16 protein-coding genes are annotated in these 16,313 nt (G+C 72.7%); 13 read left to right on the forward strand and 3 right to left on the reverse strand.

The window, feature by feature from the left end; all coding sequences use genetic code 11:
- The first annotated feature begins 11 nt into the window (after nt 1-11).
- From N1031_RS09705 to N1031_RS09725, 5 genes are all read left to right on the forward strand, one after another.
- Nucleotides 12-1,013: a DUF5666 domain-containing protein gene (locus tag N1031_RS09705; protein ID WP_259479428.1), complete on the forward strand. Its 1,002-nt coding sequence runs from the start codon at nt 12-14 to the stop codon at nt 1,011-1,013.
- Nucleotides 1,014-1,015: 2 nt separating this feature from the next.
- Nucleotides 1,016-3,286, forward strand: coding sequence for an efflux RND transporter periplasmic adaptor subunit (locus N1031_RS09710; protein WP_259479429.1), 2,271 nt, complete (start codon nt 1,016-1,018; stop codon nt 3,284-3,286).
- Between the two features lie 173 nt (nt 3,287-3,459).
- A complete protein-coding gene (locus N1031_RS09715; RefSeq protein WP_259479430.1) occupies nt 3,460-4,926 on the forward strand; it encodes a serine hydrolase in 1,467 nt (488 codons plus the stop codon).
- Nucleotides 4,927-5,003: 77 nt separating this feature from the next.
- Entirely contained in the window at nt 5,004-6,113 is a 1,110-nt protein-coding gene (gene purM, locus N1031_RS09720; RefSeq protein ID WP_259479431.1) for a phosphoribosylformylglycinamidine cyclo-ligase, read from the forward strand.
- Between the two features lie 22 nt (nt 6,114-6,135).
- A complete protein-coding gene (locus tag N1031_RS09725; protein ID WP_259479432.1) occupies nt 6,136-6,474 on the forward strand; it encodes a hypothetical protein in 339 nt (112 codons plus the stop codon).
- Nucleotides 6,475-6,516: 42 nt separating this feature from the next.
- Here the strand turns inward: N1031_RS09725 and N1031_RS09730 are convergent, their stop codons facing one another.
- On the reverse strand, nt 6,517-7,473 hold the full coding sequence (locus N1031_RS09730) for a DNA-3-methyladenine glycosylase family protein (protein ID WP_259479433.1): 957 nt from the start codon (nt 7,471-7,473) through the stop codon (nt 6,517-6,519).
- Between the two features lie 73 nt (nt 7,474-7,546).
- On the opposite strand from N1031_RS09730, the gene N1031_RS09735 reads away from it, so the two are divergent.
- The gene (locus N1031_RS09735; RefSeq protein WP_259479434.1) at nt 7,547-7,771 is read left to right on the forward strand and encodes a response regulator; all 225 of its coding nucleotides are present in this window, start codon (nt 7,547-7,549) and stop codon (nt 7,769-7,771) included.
- Between the two features lie 15 nt (nt 7,772-7,786).
- Here N1031_RS09735 and N1031_RS09740 read toward each other — a convergent pair whose 3' ends face one another.
- A complete protein-coding gene (locus N1031_RS09740) occupies nt 7,787-8,590 on the reverse strand; it encodes a helix-turn-helix domain-containing protein (RefSeq protein WP_259479435.1) in 804 nt (267 codons plus the stop codon).
- Between the two features lie 98 nt (nt 8,591-8,688).
- Between N1031_RS09740 and N1031_RS09745 the strand changes: the two genes are divergently transcribed.
- On the forward strand, nt 8,689-9,204 hold the full coding sequence (locus N1031_RS09745) for a VOC family protein (RefSeq protein ID WP_259479436.1): 516 nt from the start codon (nt 8,689-8,691) through the stop codon (nt 9,202-9,204).
- Nucleotides 9,205-9,733: 529 nt separating this feature from the next.
- Here the strand turns inward: N1031_RS09745 and N1031_RS09750 are convergent.
- Nucleotides 9,734-10,534 carry an IclR family transcriptional regulator gene (locus N1031_RS09750; RefSeq protein WP_259479437.1) on the reverse strand — a complete coding sequence of 267 codons (801 nt, stop codon included), beginning with the start codon at nt 10,532-10,534 and terminating at the stop codon, nt 9,734-9,736.
- A gap of 137 nt (nt 10,535-10,671) precedes the next feature.
- On the opposite strand from N1031_RS09750, the gene N1031_RS09755 reads away from it, so the two are divergent.
- From N1031_RS09755 to N1031_RS09780, 6 genes are all read left to right on the forward strand, one after another.
- Nucleotides 10,672-11,382 (forward strand): CoA transferase subunit A, encoded by a 711-nt coding sequence (locus N1031_RS09755; RefSeq protein ID WP_259479438.1) that lies wholly within the window; start codon nt 10,672-10,674, stop codon nt 11,380-11,382.
- Nucleotides 11,383-11,391: 9 nt separating this feature from the next.
- Nucleotides 11,392-12,087, forward strand: coding sequence for a CoA transferase subunit B (locus N1031_RS09760; RefSeq protein ID WP_259479439.1), 696 nt, complete (start codon nt 11,392-11,394; stop codon nt 12,085-12,087).
- Nucleotides 12,084-13,262 carry an acetyl-CoA C-acyltransferase gene (locus N1031_RS09765; protein WP_259479440.1) on the forward strand — a complete coding sequence of 393 codons (1,179 nt, stop codon included), beginning with the start codon at nt 12,084-12,086 and terminating at the stop codon, nt 13,260-13,262. Before N1031_RS09760 ends, N1031_RS09765 begins: the two co-directional genes overlap by 4 nt.
- A 182-nt stretch (nt 13,263-13,444) precedes the next feature.
- On the forward strand, nt 13,445-14,350 hold the full coding sequence (locus tag N1031_RS09770; protein ID WP_259479441.1) for an ABC transporter ATP-binding protein: 906 nt from the start codon (nt 13,445-13,447) through the stop codon (nt 14,348-14,350).
- On the forward strand, nt 14,347-15,210 hold the full coding sequence (locus N1031_RS09775) for an ABC transporter ATP-binding protein (protein ID WP_259479442.1): 864 nt from the start codon (nt 14,347-14,349) through the stop codon (nt 15,208-15,210). Before N1031_RS09770 ends, N1031_RS09775 begins: the two co-directional genes overlap by 4 nt.
- Entirely contained in the window at nt 15,207-16,313 is a 1,107-nt protein-coding gene (locus N1031_RS09780; protein ID WP_259479443.1) for an ABC transporter permease, read from the forward strand. The genes N1031_RS09775 and N1031_RS09780 overlap by 4 nt, the downstream gene beginning before the upstream one ends.

Here is a 16,313-nt window from a genome sequence, read left to right on the forward strand (position 1 = left end):
AAGACCACACCATGAAGCTCAACCGCACCCTGTCCATCCGAACGGGATTCGTGCTCGCCGCGGCCGGCGTACTCGCCCTCTCGGCCTGCTCCTCCTCCACGACGGCCTCGTCGACCTCCACCCCGGCGGCCACCGCCGCACCCCAGATGCAGGAGTCGGGCGGTGGCGGGGTCTCGGGAGAGATCGCCGCGATCACGGGCACCACCCTCCAGGTGCAGGACACCGACTCGCAGACGGCGGTCAGCTACACCGACAGCACCACCATCACCTCGACCGTGGCGGCGGCGCTCAGCGATGTCACGGCGGGGGTGTGCGTGACGACGCTGTCGTTCTCGGGGATGCCGGGCGACTCGTCGGACTCCGACTCGGGCACGGACTCCAGCACCGACACCGATTCCGCCGCCGCGACGTCGGTGGTCATCTCGGATGCGGTCGACGGCGCGTGCGACTCGGCCGGCTTCGGCGGCATGGGCGGCGCGATGGGCGGCGGCAGCCCGCCGAGCGACATGGCCGACGGGGGCTCGGGCGATTCCGACGCGACCCCGCCGAGCGGCGCACCGGAGGGCGGGATGCCCACGGACGCCCCCGACGGGGCTGACGCCGGCTCGGGCGGCGGCATGCAGGGCGGCGGCTTCGGCGGTGCCACGAGCGGCCTGGTGACCGCGGTCTCCGGGTCGACCATCACCGTGCAGACCACCGACGCCGACGGCGCCACCAGCACCGCCGATGTGACGGTCGACGACAGCACGAGCTACACCCGCACCACCACCGCGGACTCCTCCGCGCTCGTCGTGGGCGCCTGTGTCACCGCTCGCGGTGAGTCCGACGACAGCGGTGCCGTGACGGCCACCACGATCGCGGTCTCCGAGGCCGGCGACGAGGGATGCTCCACCGGGTTCGGTGGAGGGTCGGGCGGCCCCGGCGGTGGCGGCTTCGGCGGGGAGGGCGGCCAGGGCGGCCCCGGTCGCTCCGGAGACTCGACCGGCACCGACGGCACCACGAGCGGGAGCTGACCGTGGCGGAGCGCGACGACGACGCCCGGTCGAAAGCCATCGACGACGCGATCGGGGGGCTGTTCGCGAGGCAGGATGCGACGGGTGAGGTCGCGAAGGCCACCGGCGGCGGCGTGCTCGCCCGAGCGGCCGACAATGCCGACGAGGACGGTGAGACCGCACTGGCCAAGCCCGGCGGCGTCGCGAAGGCGAAGGCCAGGCGGCGGCGCAACCGACGCATCCTGGCCGCCGTGACCGCCACGGTCGTGCTGGTCGCGGCCGGTGGCGGAGCGGCGTTCGCGCTCACCCGGGGTTCGGGCGGCGAGTACCGGACCGCGGTGGCCGAGCTCGGCGGCGTCGACGAGACGCTCGCGCTGAGCGGCACCGTGGCGGCGGCGAGCCGCAGCGACTCCGCGTTCCAGGTGGGCGGCACCGTGTCGTCGGTCTCGGTCGCCGTGGGCGACACCGTGTCGGCGGGGCAGCAGCTGGCCGCACTCGACACCACCGATCTGCAAGACGCGGTCGACGCCGCGCAGGAGGCGGTGACCGAGGCCGAGGAGCAGCTGGAGAGCGACCTGGAGGCCCAGTCGTCGACGTCGAGCACCAGCACGACGGATTCGTCGTCGAGCTCGGGCGGGTCGGCCGGCGGCGCGGCCTCGGGCGGATCCGCCGGAGGCTCGGGGTCGGGCGGGTCGTCGGGGTCGGGCGGCTCGGGGTCGGGCGGATCGAGCGGCTCCGGGTCGGGCTCGGGCGGATCGAGCGACTCAGGGTCGGACATCGACACCGAGGCCGTCGAGGCGGCCGTCGCGGCCGTGACCGCGGCGCAGGAGGCGCTCCTCGCCCAGTACGACACCGCGTCCGCGGCCGTCGCGGCCACGCAGGAGACCATCGCCACGAGCGACGCCGCGTGCCAGCCGTTCCTCGAGGCGACCCTCGACGAGATCACCGCGGGCGACGACTCGGGTGACGCCACCGGCGACGCGACCGCTGCGACGGACGCGACCGCCGAGGGCGACGCGACCGACGAGGGTGCCGGTGACGGCTCCTCGGACGGGTCGGTCTCCGACGGCACGTCCACGCTCGACGCCATCAAGGCGGACCTCGCGGCCTGCCAGGCGGCCATCACCGAGGTGCAGACCGAGCAGGTCGCGGCGAACGACGCCCAGAGCACCCTGCTCGACCTCATGAGCCAGCTCGACGACGCCGTCGCCGCGCTGCAGGCGGCCGTCGCCGGAGAGTCCGGCGACACCACGTCGGAGGACACCACGACCGACGACTCCACGACCGACGACACCACCACCGACGACTCGGGCACGGAGGACTCCGGCACCGAGGACTCGGACTCCGACTCGGACGACAGCGACACCGTGGCCACCACCACCTCGGCGACCGCCTCGCGGACGTCGAGCGCGACGACCATCGTGCTGGCCGCATCCGTCACCGCGGTCGACACGAGCAGCGGCTCGGGAACCTCCGGAACCGGCGGCTCGTCGTCGGGCGGCACGAGCAGCACCATCACGGCCGAGACCATCGTCGCCGACCAGGCCGCGATCGACCTCGCCGAGGCGGAGCTCGCCATCGCCCAGCAGGAGCTGACCCTCGCCACCCTCACCAGCCCGATCGCCGGAACCGTCGCGGCCGTCTCGATCGCGGCGGGCGACACCGTCTCGGCGGGCTCGACCTCGGCCGTCGTCACCGTCCTCGGTGAGGACGGGTACATCGTGACCTCGACGGTCACCCTCGCCAACGTGTCCAAGCTCGCGGTCGGCCAGACCGCGACGGTGTCCCTCGCCTCGAGCGACGCCGAGCTGACCGGCGTGGTGAGCTCGATCGGCGTGCTGAACGTGTCGACCGACTCCTCGACGCCCTCCTACGACGTGACCGTCGCGATCGACGACACCGGTGACCAGACCCTCCTCATCGGTGCCTCGGCGCAGGTGGAGGTGGCGGTGGCCTCGCAGGTGGCGGTGCTCACCGTTCCCACCTCGGCGGTGCACCGGTCGGGCGCGGACTACACGGTCGACGTGCTCTCCGGCGGCGAGGTGCAGTCCACGCCGGTGGAGATCGGCGCCATGGGCGACGAGCGCACGGAGATCGCGTCGGGCCTCGACGAGGGCGCCGTGGTGGTGCTCGCCGACCTCAACGCCGACGTGCTCGGCGACGACTCCGAGACCGAGAGCACCGGGCTCAGCGGACTCGGCGGCGACTCGTCCACCATGGGCGGCTCGGGTATGACGTTCCAGGGCGGCCCGGGTGGCGGCTCCGGCTTCTCCGGGGGCCCGCCCTCGCAGTAGGAGCCTCAGTTCTGCATAAGAATCCGGGGTGGCGTCTCCATAGTGTGGATGCCACCCCGGATTCTTATGCAGAACCGTGCGGCACCCCCACGCGGCCGGTATCCCTCCCGAGGGGGAGGCGGTTCCGACCCGAGCGGGATGCCCGCTGCTCGCCTCGCCGCTTGGCTGGAGGCATGACCCAAGACACCGTGCCTGTCGCCCCATCCGCCCGGCCGAGGCCGGTGGCACCGCGACGGATGCGCGCAGCGCTCGCCGGAGCCGCCACCGCGCTCGCGCTCGTGCTGGCCGGATGCACCTCGACCGGAGGGGTGGGGCAGACGACCGCGACGGCGGTGCTCGACCCGGTCGCCCTCCCCGACACCCCGGTCGGCGAGCACGCCGCCTGGGTCGTGGCCGCTCTCAACGGCGAGCTCGACGCCGACCAGGTGCGCATCGCCGCTCCCGACCGGCTGGCCCGCGTCGCGCTCGACGAGATCTCGCCGCAGGAGCTCGCCGACGTCTTCGAGCAGCTCGCCGCGCAGGGACCCTGGACGCCCACGGCCGTGCAGGCGGTGGGGTCGCAGGCGGTCGTCACCCTCCACTCGCCCACCGCCGACGCCCTCGACCTGCAGCTCGTGCTCGACGCCGACGACCGCATCACGGGGCTGCTCTTCGTGCCGTCCGCCGCCGAGCGCGTCGCCGCCACGAGCTGGGGCGAGCTCGAGTCCGCCGTCGAGGCGCTCGCCGCGCCCACGCGGCTGGTGGTGACCGAGGTGGCCGCCGCAGGCGCTGCAGATGCCGCATCGGGGCCGGTGTTCTCCGCCGGTACCGATCCGGGCGACCCACTCCCCTCCGGCTCGGTCTTCAAGCTCTACGTGCTCGGGGCCGTCGCCGACGCCGTCGCGGCGGGCGAGCTCGCCTGGAACCAGGAGCTCACGCTCACCGACGACGTGAAGAGCCTCCCCTCTGGCGAGCTGCAGAACGAGCCCGCCGGCACCGTCGTGACGGTGCGCGACGCGGCCGAGGCCATGATCTCGATCAGCGACAACACCGCCACAGACCTGCTCGTGCAGGCGGTGGGCCCGGATGCGGTGGAGCGCGCCTTCGCCGACTTCGGTCAGGCCGACCCGTCGGCGAACGTGCCCCTGCTCACCACACGGGCGCTGTTCCAGCTCGGCTGGGGAGCCTCCGAGGAGGAGACCGCAGCGCGTGAGGCTTGGAACCACGCCGACGAGACGCAGCGGCGCGCACTGCTGGCCGCCCTTCCCACGGGCCCGATCGACGTGGAGGCCTCGGCTGTCACCACCCTCGTGTGGCAGGAGGGCCTCGACTGGTTCACGACCGCCGACGACCTCACCGCCGTCCACCGCGGTCTGCAGGAGCGGGCTGCGGCGGGCGAGGTGGGCGCCCCGGTGCGGGAGATCCTCGCCGTGAACGACGGGCTCGGCGACGCGGTGTTCGGTGAGAGGTGGCCGTACGTCGCCTTCAAGGGCGGCAGCTCCGTGGGGGTGCTGGCGGGCAGCTGGTACCTCGAGCGAGACGACGGTCGCGCGTTCACCGTGTCGATCCAGAGTGCGAGCGACGACCCGGCGGCGCTCGCCGATCAGACGGGGTTCTTCGGCCAGGTGGCCGACGCGGTGGCTCTGCTCGAGTCGGAGTGACCGGAAGGGCCGGGCGGGCTTCCGGCTCGACGTAGGGAATGGCTGTGCTCGCCGCGCGCGTCCGCGAGAATGGTGGCATGAGCAACAGCTACGCCGAGGCCGGGGTCGACACGGAAGCGGGCGACCGCGCCGTCGAACTGATGAAGGCCGCGGTGCAGCGCACCCAGGGCCCCGAGGTGCTCGGCGGGGTCGGCGGCTTCGCGGGACTCTTCGACGTGTCGGCGCTGCGCTCGTTCGCGCATCCGCTCCTCGCCACCTCGACCGACGGCGTGGGCACCAAGATCGCCATCGCACAGGCGCTCGACAAGCACGACACCATCGGGCAAGACCTCGTGGGCATGGTCGTCGACGACATCGTCGTGGTGGGCGCCCGCCCCCTCTTCATGACCGACTACATCGCCTGCGGCCGGGTGGTGCCCGAGCGCATCGCCACGATCGTCGCCGGCATCGCCAGAGCGTGCGCCGAGACCGGTACCGCGCTGGTCGGCGGCGAGACCGCCGAGCACCCCGGCCTCATGGGCCCCGACGACTACGACGTGGCGGGCGCCGCCGTCGGCGCGGTGGAGGCGGACGCGGTGCTCGGGGCCGACCGCGTGCGGCACGGCGACGTGGTGCTGGCTCTGGAGTCGTCGGGCCTGCACTCGAACGGGTTCTCGCTGGTGCGGCACATCCTCGCGGGCGCCGGCCTGTCGTACACCGATCGTTCCGACGACTTCGGCGGCGTGATCGGCGAGGTGCTGCTCGAGCCGACGAGGCTCTACACGGGCCCGCTGGTGCGCGTGCTCGCCCGCCTCGAGCTCGCCGGGGCGGTGCACTCGCTCTCGCACGTGACCGGCGGTGGCATCGCCGCCAACCTCGCTCGCGTGCTGCCGCGCGGGTCGTGGGTGGAGGTCGACCGGTCGAGCTGGTCGCCGGCGCCGGTGTTCCGTGTGCTGTCGTCGATCGCGGGCACCTCGCTCGAGAGCGCGGAAGGCACCTGGAACCTCGGTATCGGGTTCTTCGCGGTCGTGGCGGCCGAGGCGGCGGATGCGGTGACGGCGGCGATCGAGGCCGAGGGCATCCGCACCTGGCCGGTGGGCACGGTGTCGACGACGGCGCTCCCGGATGCGGGCGACGTGGCGTTCGAGCAGGGCGCCAAGGGTGTCGACGGCGGTGCGGTGCGGCTCGTGGGGAGCTACGCGGGCTGACCGGCCCGCGTGAGGAGCGACCATGGCGGCACCCGTCCCCTCCGAGCAGGCGCTCGCGCTGTTCGACCGGGTGGCGGCCGAACTCGGCGACCCCGCCATCACCCGCGGGCGCATGATGGGGCGGCCGATCCTCAGCCGGGCCGGCACCATGTTCGCGTGCCTGAACGGCGAGTCGATCGGGCTCAAGCTGGGCGCCGGAACCCCCGAGCACAGCGGTGCCCTCGCCGTGCCCGGTGCCGAACTGTTCGACCCGGGCGGGGCCAAGCGCCCTTTCAAGGACTGGGTGAGCCTCCCGGTCGACTCCGGAGACGAGTGGGTTCCCTTCGCAGTGTTCGCGCTCGCCTACGTGGCCTCGGCCTGACCGCGGACGCCCTGCCCGCGACGCGCCACACCTCGAAGCGCCTCACCGCGCATCCGCCACCCGCTTCTGGTGCGCATCGAACTCCACCCGCAGCAGCAGCGTGACCCACGTGCGGTACGGCGCCCACGACTCGGAGAGGTCGGTGAGCTCCTCGGCCCCCGGCCGGTGCGGGAGACGGTAGGCGAACTCGACCGCCTCGGCGAAGCGCTGCATGCCCACCGGGGCGTGATCGGGGTCGCCCGCGCCGCGCAGCAGGATCAGCTCGGCCGAGAAGGGACCGATGCCGGGCAGTTCCTGCAGCAGGGCGAAGGCCTCGTCGCGGGGCATGCCGCGGAGGGAGGCGCTGTCGAACGCGCCGCGCCGCGCCGCCTCGCCGAGCGAGCGCAGCCGCTCGACCTTCGCCCCGGTCAGCCCCGGGAACCCGCTGAGGCCGCTGAGCACCGACGGCGACGGGAACGCCCAGTGCGTGACCCCGTTGATCTCCACCCCGACGCCGAGCTCCTCAGCCATGCGCCGTTTCACCTCGGCGGCCTGCGTCATGCGCGTGCGCTGGCCGATGATCGACCAGGCCGCTGCCTCGTACCACGACCAGAAGCACACCGGCCGGAGCCCCGGATAGCGCAGCTGCAGCTCGCCGACCACGGGATCGAGCTCGCCGACCGCTTCGAACCCGGAGCCGTCGACGTCGAGCGACAGGATGCGCTCCACCTGGGCCCGGGCGGCCGACAGCTCCGGACGCGTGAGCGGCTTGCCGGCGAAGAGCCGCCCGCGCACCGTGCCGTCGGGAGACTGGTCGAGGCTGGCGCCGATCGTGCGCCACGACCCCTCCAGGGCGAACGCCAGGTCGAGCCGCCCCGTGTCGTCGTCGGCCCCGCCGAACGACGCCGGGCCGAAGCCCTCGAGAAAGCGGATGCTCGACCGCAACGAGAACGGACCTCGCGGTTCGATGGTGAACGACCCGCGGGGCGCCGCTGCGGCGAGCTCGCGGGTGTCTGTCATGGGGCCTCCTTCGTTCATCCTGGAGCATGCCCCCGACATCGGCAACGGCCGTCGACGCGAGTACCCTGGGGGCATGACTACACCCGCGCTCGCGCACCTGTCCGGCGGCCCCCTCGACGGGCAGACCATCCCCCTCGACGACGGAGCGCCCGAAGAACTGGTGTTGCCCTACAGCGAGGGCCAGCTGGTGTACCACTTCGTGTCGGCCACCGACGGCGCCGAGGGTCCGGCCACGGCGACCTACCGGTTCAACGAGGTCTCCGAGATCCTCTTCGAGGGCAAGTACGACGAGCACTGAGCCCGATGCCGCCCGTCAGGCCGGGCGGGCGTGCGCGTGCAGGGTCGTGCGCGTCGGCGGCTCGCCGACGAAGCGGATGTAGCGCCGCGAGAAGTGCGGGTAATCGGCGTAGCCGAGTTCGGCCGCCAGCGCGCTGAGGTCGGTCTCCGGATGCGCGTGCAGCGTCGTCGCCGCCTCCTGCAGTCTGCGGCACTCGATCAGCCACTTCGGTGTCACGCCGATCTGCTCGCGCACGAGTCGCTCGAGCGACCGCACCGAGAGAGAGCAGCGGTCGGCGAGCTCTGAGCTGCGCAGAATGCCCGGGTCGGTCTCGGCGAGGCGGCTCACCTCGTTGGCGAGGAGCCCGCGCTCTCCCATCCGCGCGGCGATCGGGGCGAGCCATCGCCGCAGCGCCGCCACGAGGGCGAGGCGCCGGGTGCTCGGATCGGTGCCGTGCATGGCCGACGCCACCGCCGCATCCGTGCCGGGGACCGGGAACGGGATGATCGCGCCGAGGAGCTCTTTCGCCTCCTGCTGCTGCAGCAGAAGGGTGGCCGCAGGGCGGAACAGCACGCCCACGCCCCAGGAGGTGCCGCGGAGCGTCGTGATGGAGACGCGTGGGTCGGGGCCTGCGAGCACGGTGCCGGTGGGCTGGAAGACCACGTTCACCGCGGGGTAGCTGAGCACGCGCTGGGGGCGTTCCGTGCCGACCGGCAGGGCCCAGCTCACGACCCAGACGTGGCGCACTAGGTGCTCAAGACCGGCGCCGAGCTCGAAGCGGTCGAACACGACCGAGGGGTCGCCCGGGTTGAGGTGGCCTCGCGACTGCGGCTGCGTCACGGCGACTCCTCCTCCACCGAACCCGATCCCCGACGACTTCTCCACAGTGTCGCACTTGTTCAAGACCCCCGCCCGTGCCACCGCCTAACGTGGCCGCCATGACCACAGAACGCACGACCGGTGTCACCGGCGACCACACCACCGACGGGCTCCCGCACGGCTCGACCTCACTCACCCCGCACATCGTCGTCTCGCCCGCGGCCGAGGCGATCGAGTTCTACCGCTCCGTGTTCGGGGCCTCCGTCGTCGACGTCACGCGCTTCCCCTCCGAGGGCGGCGGCGAGGTCGTCGCACACGCGGTGCTCGACTTCGGTCACGGCATGCTCACGCTGAGCGACCCGCTGGAGGAGTATGGCCTCGTCGCCCTCGATCCCGCGGTGGGTCATCCCTACTCGCTGGCGCTCTACGTGCCCGAGGTCGACGCGGTCACGGCCGCGGCGGAGGCGGCCGGCGCCACCGTGCGCGAGCAGCCCGCCACCTTCGTCTCAGGCGACCGCTTCGCCTCGGTGCTCGACCCCTTCGGCATCCGCTGGTCCATCATGACCCGCGTCGAAGACCTCTCCGCCGCCGAGAGCGCCAGCCGCGTCGCCGCCTGGGCCACCACCCAGGGCTGACCCCCGCCGCGCCACCCCGCTTTCCCACCCCACCTCGCCATCCTGCCCGCGTTGAGCTGACCTCCTCCGGCGCTGAGCTGACCTTTGCTCCGTCCCACCTCGTCGGGCACCGCCAGGCCCCGCCTCCGCCCTGCCTCGTCGGGCACCGTTCGGCACCGCCCTGCCCCGTCGGGCACCGCGCCCTGCCCCGTACGGCTCCGCTCACCCCGAGTCCACCTCCGACACCCACCCCTCCGCCGCCCGCTGCGGCGCGCAACGCCACGCAAGACGCGAGTCGGCGCACGGAGCGGGGGCGGAGGCCGTCTGGCGTGGCGAACTGCACGCACCACGGGCGTGGCGGCCCGTCCTCCGAATCGTGGGCGAGGTTCGCCACTCCTGGCTGACATCACCGTTTCTGGCGGGCCGAAGACCGTCACGCGTGGCAAACCGCCGGGGGCGGGTGAGGTGGGCCGGTGCCTGGTGCGGGGTGGGCCCAGCTGCGCGGATGGAAATCAGCTGCGCGGATGGATAATCAGCTGTGCGGGAGGGGTCAGCCGCGCGGGTGAGGGGTGCGGAGGGCCTTGGTGAGGGTGTGGGCGTGGTCGAGGAGGAGGCGGCCGAGCTCGGGGCGGCGGTCGGGGCGGAAGCGGGACTCGACGCCGGTGAGGCTGAGGGCCCAGGCGGGTCGGCCGGTGGCGTCGAAGACGGCGGCGCCCATGCCCCAGCTGCCCTCGAGGATGAGCGCCGGGTTCACCGCGTAGCCCGCTTCGCGCGTGAGGGCGATGCGGTCGCGCAGTTCCGCCCTCGAGTGCGACGCACCCCACTCGCGCTCGAGGTGTGCGCGGTCGAGGTACGCGTCGACCTCCGCCTCGTCGAGGTGCGACAGGATCGCGAGACCGGCCGACGCGACCCCGAGCGGGAACCGCTTGCCCTCGTAGAGCACGAACGAGCGAATCGGGAAGCTCCCCTCCTCCCGCAGCAGGCACACCGTCTGATCGCCCCTCCGCACCGAGAAGAAGGCGCTCTCACCGGTCTCCCGGGCGAGCGCGCGCACGCTCGACCTCGCCGCCTCCGACACGTCATAGCGGTCGGCCGCCTGCGCCCCGAGGAGGTAGAGCTCGGGCCCGAGGAACCAGAGGCCCCGGGCGCTGTCGTGATCGGTGAACCCCTCCCGCGCGAGCGACGCCAGCAGCCGATGGGCCGTGGGCCGGGTGAGCCCCGCGGCGTGCGAGACGGCCAGCGTGGTGGCGCCGTCCGGATGCTGGGCGACCGCTCTCAGAACGCTCGCGACCCGGAAGACCACCTGGGTCCCCGGTGCACCCTCGCCACGACCCGATGTCGACTTGTCCATATTGTGAGCATATCGGCGCGTGGCGTCCGCGCAGTGGTGGCTGTAGGTGCGCGATGGTTGACCGACGGCGAACGACCTGCCTACTGTCTCGGTGTCCACCTATTGGACACCACGACTCGTGACTCGAAGGAGCGTCCATGGGCAAGATCAGGCATGGCGCGATCGACGCGCTGGAGGGCAGCCTCCACGACGGCGCCGTGATCGCGGTCGGCGGCTTCGGCCTGAGCGGCAACCCCACCGAGCTCATCGAGGCCGTGCGGGAGCTCGGTGCGATCGATCTCACCATCGTGTCGAACAACATGGGCGTCGACGGAAAGGGACTCGGCCTGCTGCTCGAGAGCCGCCAGGTGCGCAAGGTGATCGCGTCGTACGTGGGCGAGAACCGGCTGTTCGCCGAGCAGTATCTCCGTGGCGAGCTCGAGGTGGAGTTCGTGCCCCAGGGAACCCTGGCCGAACGCTTGCGAGCGGGCGGGGCCGGCATCGCGGGCTTCTACACCAAGACCGGGGTGGGCACACCGGTGGCCGACGGCAAGCCCGTCGAGGTGTTCGACGGCGAGCGCTACGTGCTGGAACGCGGGATCGTCGCCGATCTCGCCCTGGTGCACGCCTACCGGGCCGACCGCGAGGGCAACCTCGTCTACCGTCACACGGCCCGCAACTTCAACCCGCTCGTCGCCACCGCCGGGCGCATGACCGTGGCCGAGGCCGAGGAGGTGGTCGACGGCTGGCTCGACCCGAACGCGGTGGTCACTCCCGGAATCTACGTACAGCACCTCATCGCAGCCGCACCGCGCGTCAAAGACATCGAACAGCGCACCGTGCGACCGCGCACCATGGCGAACAGTTAAGGAGCCCCCATGCCCTGGACCCGAGACCAGATGGCGGCCATCGCCGCCGCCGAACTCCGAGACGGCGAGTACGTGAACCTCGGCATCGGCATCCCCACCCTCGTCGCCAACCACCTCCCGCCGGGCGTCGACGTGACCCTGCAGAGCGAGAACGGACTCCTCGGTATGGGCCCCTTCCCCGTCGAAGGGGAGGAGGACGCCGATCTCATCAACGCGGGCAAGCAGACCGTCACCCTCCGGGAGGGTGGCAGCTACTTCGACTCGGCGACGAGCTTCGGCATGATCCGGGGCGGCCACGTCGCGAAGGCGATCCTCGGCGCGCTCCAGGTGGCGGCCAACGGAGACCTCGCCAACTGGACCATCCCCGGCAAGCTCGTGAAGGGGATGGGTGGGGCCATGGATCTGGTGGCCGGCACGCCCCGAGTCATCGTCATCACCGACCACGTGGCTAAGGACGGCTCGCCCAAGATCGTCGCCGAGTGCGACCTCCCCCTCACCGGCGCGGGCGTGGTCGACCGCATCATCACCGACCTCGCCGTCTTCGACGTCGTCGCCGCGCACCTCGTGCTGCGCGCACTCGCCCCCGGCGTCACACTCGCCGAACTGGAGTCGAAGACGGATGCCGTCTTCACCGCCGAGATGGACGAGACTGGGGTGGGCGCGGCCACCGCCGCCCGGCCCGCCAGCGAAGGAGCACCGGCATGAGCGTCGTCATCGCGGGGTATGCCCGCACCCCGTTCGCGAAGTACTGCGGCCGGTTCGCGGCCGTCCCGGCGACCGAGCTGGGCGCGGCGGCGATCCGTGCCGCCCTCGACCGCGCCGGGGTCGAGCCGGGCGACGTCGACCGGGTGCTCGCCGGCCAGGTGCTGCAGGCCGCCGCGGGCCAGAACCCGGCCCGGCAGGCGGCCGTCGCCGCCGGCATCCCGCTCACGGTGCCCGCCCTCACCCTCAACGCCGTGTGCCTCTCCGGCACGGAGGCGATCATCTCCGGCGCCCGGCTCATCGAGGCCGGCGAGGCCGACATCGTCGTGGCTGCCGGCCAGGAGTCGATGTCGCTCGCGCCGCACGCCTGGCCAGGCTCCCGGGCCGGCATGCGCTACGGCGCGATCGAGTTCATCGACACCCTCGAGCACGACGGCCTCACCGACGCCTTCGAACGCAGGTCGATGGGCGTCTCCACCGAGGAGCGCAACGACGGTCTGTCGCTCTCCCGCCACGACCAGGATGCGTGGGCCGCCGCGTCGCACGCGCGCCTCGCCGCCTCGGCCGAGTTCCAGCGCGGCGAGATCGCGCCCTTCGAACTGGCCGGCAGACGGGGCGCCGTCACCACGATCGACACCGACGACGGGCTCCGGGCCGACACCACGATCGAGACGCTCGCCGCGTTGCGGCCGGCCTTCGGTTCTGGCGGCACCATCACGGCCGGCAACTCGTCCCAGATCACCGACGGCGCCGCCGCCGTGGTGCTGATGAGCGAGCGGATCGCGGCCGAGCGAACGGACCTCACACCCCTGGCCCGCATCGTGGCCACCGCCACCGTGGCCGGCCCCGACGTCACCCTGCACGCCCAGCCCGCGCAGGCCATCGCCGCGGCTCTCGCGAGGGCCGGCCGGAGCGCGGGCGAGCTGTCCGCGGTCGAGATCAACGAGGCCTTCGCCGCCGTGGCGGTGCACTCCACCCGGCTGCTCGGGGTCGACCCGGAGATCGTGAACCGCCACGGCGGCGCGATCGCCCTCGGGCACCCGATCGGCGCCTCGGGCACGCGCATCGTGGGCACTCTCGCCCGCATCCTGAACCAGACCGGGCCCCGTGCCCTCGGCGCCTCGGGTATCTGCGGCGGCGGTGGTCAGGGCGCCGCGGTGCTGCTCGAAGCCGTGTAGTCCTCTCCGGGGAGGGCACCCCGTGCTCCCGGTCCAGGGGTGGCGCAATAGCGGTCGGCGCGGCCCCGCGCATCCGTTCCCCACCCCGTGATTCCGGGGCGGTCGCGGTGTGACGAGTCGGCGTAATGGCTCTGTTACACCTCTCGCCCTCTCCGGTAACACGGCGCTGTGAGACTCGACGCATGCCCGCCACCCAGGCCTCCGTCGCCCCCGCCTCCGAGCTCGAGGTCGACTTCGCCCACGCCTCGACGGTGCTCGCCGTCGACGCGCTGAGCGTGACCTACGGCTCCGGGGAGTCGGCCCACCGGGCCGTCGACAGTGCCACCTTCCGCATCGCGCACGGCGAGCGGGTCGCCCTCGTCGGAGAGTCGGGAAGCGGGAAGACCACGCTCGCCCTGGCCATCGCCGGGTTCCTGCTCGGCGACGCCGTCACCATCGACTACGCCGGCCTCGAGCTCGGGGGTGAGCCGCTCCGCCGTGGCTCGGTGAAGGGTCTGCCGCAGAAGACCCCAGGCATCACGATGGTGTTCCAGGATGCGATGACCTCGCTCGACCCGGTATGGACCATCGGCAGTCAGCTCGCCGCCGTGCTGCGCGGCGCCGAGGGGCTGCGCCGGTCGCAGGTGAGAGAGCGCTCCGAGCACTGGCTGAGGATGGTGGGGCTGCACGACACCGAGCGCGTGCTCGGCGCCCGCCCCTACGAGCTGAGCGGCGGCATGCGCCAGCGCGCCATGCTCGCCATCGCCCTCTGCAGCCGCCCGCGCCTCCTCATCGCCGACGAGCCCACCAGCGCCCTCGACGCCTCCCTCGCCCGCGAGATCATGGACCTGATGGTCGACCTCACCGAGGACTTCGGCACCTCGGTGCTCGTCGTGAGCCACGACATCCACCTCTGCCAGGAGTACGCCGACCGCATCCTGGTGATGCTCGGCGGGGTGATCGTCGACGACGTGCCCGCCGCCGAGGCGGCTGCACGGGCCACCCACCCCTACACCAAGGGCCTCATCGAGTGCGTGCCCACCCTCGAGTCGGCCGGCCTCGACGAGCTGCCCACCCTCGCCGGGCTGCGCGAGGCGGGCGCCTGGTGACGGCGCTCGCCGCCGAGCGGCTCACCCGCCGCTTCGGGCACGGCCGCCGCGCGCACACCGCGGTCGACGCCGTCGACGTGGAGTTTCCGGCCGGATCGCGCACGGGCATCGTGGGGGAGTCGGGTTCGGGCAAGTCCACCCTCGGCCTCATGCTGGTGGGGCTCGACCGGCCCAATGGCGGGCGCGTGCTGGTCGACGGCGACGACCTGGCGCCCCGGATGCGCACCCAGGCCGGTCGCCGCGCGTTCCGCCGCGAGGTGCAGCTCATCGCCCAGGACACCTCCTCGTCGTTCGATCCGCTGCGCACCCTGCGCGACGCTCTCCGCACCCCCGCCCGACAGCTCGTCGGGCTGAGCATCGACGAGGCGGATGCCCGCATCGCCGAGACCCTCGGAATGCTCGGCATCGATCCGGCCTTCGCCGACCGGTACCCGCACGAGGTGTCGGGCGGACAGCGTCAGCGGTTCGCGATCGCCCGCGCGCTCGTGGTGCGACCGGGATTCGTGGTGTGCGACGAGGTGGTCTCGGCACTCGACGTATCGGTGCAGGGGCAGGTGCTCAACTCGCTCAAGCGCTACTGCGCCCAGACCGGGGCCGGCCTCGCCTTCATCTCGCACGGCCTCCCCGCGACCGCCTTCATCTCCGACCGCCTGGTGGTGATGTACCGCGGGGTCGTGGTGGAGCAGGGGCCGACCGAGCGCGTGATCGCCGAGCCCGAGCATCCGTACACCCGCCACCTGCTGAACGCCCACCGCGGACCGGGGTTCGAGGAGCACCGCGCCGAGGTTCTGGCGGGCAGCGAACCCCTCGTGCCCGCATCGGAGCCGTCCGCCGGCATCGCCCGGGAGGTGACCCGATGACGACCGCCGCCTTCTCCGGCAGCACCGCCGCCGAGCACGGCCGCAGCTCGGCCACGGTGCGCACGGCCGACTGGTTCCGCCGTCAGCGCTGGTGGCTGCTGCGGGTGATCGCGCTGCCCTTCCAGCTGCTGCTGTTCGCGCTCGTGGCCTTCCTGCTCGTGCGGCTCATCCCCGGCGACCCCGTTCTCACGGTTACCGGCAATCAGGCCACCGACGAGCAGTACGCGCGCATCCAGGAGCAGATGGGGCTCTCGGGCAGCCTCAGCGACCAGCTCGTCGCCTACTTCGCGCAACTGCTGCGCTTCGACCTCGGCACCTCTCTGCTCACCCAGCGCCCGCTGCTCGAGGAGTTCGGGCAGCGACTGCCCGCCACGCTCGAGCTCGCCACCATGGCCCTCGTGGTGTCGCTGCTGCTCGTGGGCGTGGCGGCCTACTTCGCGGTGATCCGTCCGGTACCGGTGCTGAGCGCGGCGATCCGCGGATATGCGCGGGCGGCGGGGGCGATCCCCGACTTCGCGGTGGGCGTGCTCGGCATCTTCCTCTTCTACGCCACCCTGCACCTCTCGCCGGCACCGCTCGGCAGGCTGTCGCCGCTGCTCTCCACCGCGCCGACGGTCACCGGCCTTCCGTTCGTCGACACCCTCCTCGCGGGCGACCCGGCACGCACCACCGACATGCTCTGGCACCTCGCCCTGCCCGTGGGGGTGCTCGTGATCGCCCACTCGGCCGTGGTGCTGAAGCTCCTCGTCGGTCAGCTCGACGACGAGTTGCAGAAGCCGTCCACCCTGTTCCGGGTCTCGACCGGCGCTTCCCACGCGACCGTCGCCCTCAGCGTCTTCCGGCGGTCCCTGCCGGCTGCCGTGACGATGGCGGGCACCATGTTCGGCTACCTCGTGGGCGGCGCGGTCATCGTGGAGGCCCTCTTCGCCTTCGGAGGGATGGGCCAATACCTCACCGAGGCGCTCGCCGGGGCCGACCTCACGGCCATGCAGGGCTTCCTCGTGGCGATCGCCGCGGTGTCGCTCGTCGTCTTCCTCGTCGTCGACATCGTCACCATGCTCCTCGACCCCAGGCGCCGACCCGGCGCGCAGACGGAGGCCTGA

It is taken from the genome of Herbiconiux moechotypicola, from assembly GCF_024979255.1.
GTDB classification, from domain to species: domain Bacteria; phylum Actinomycetota; class Actinomycetes; order Actinomycetales; family Microbacteriaceae; genus Herbiconiux; species Herbiconiux moechotypicola.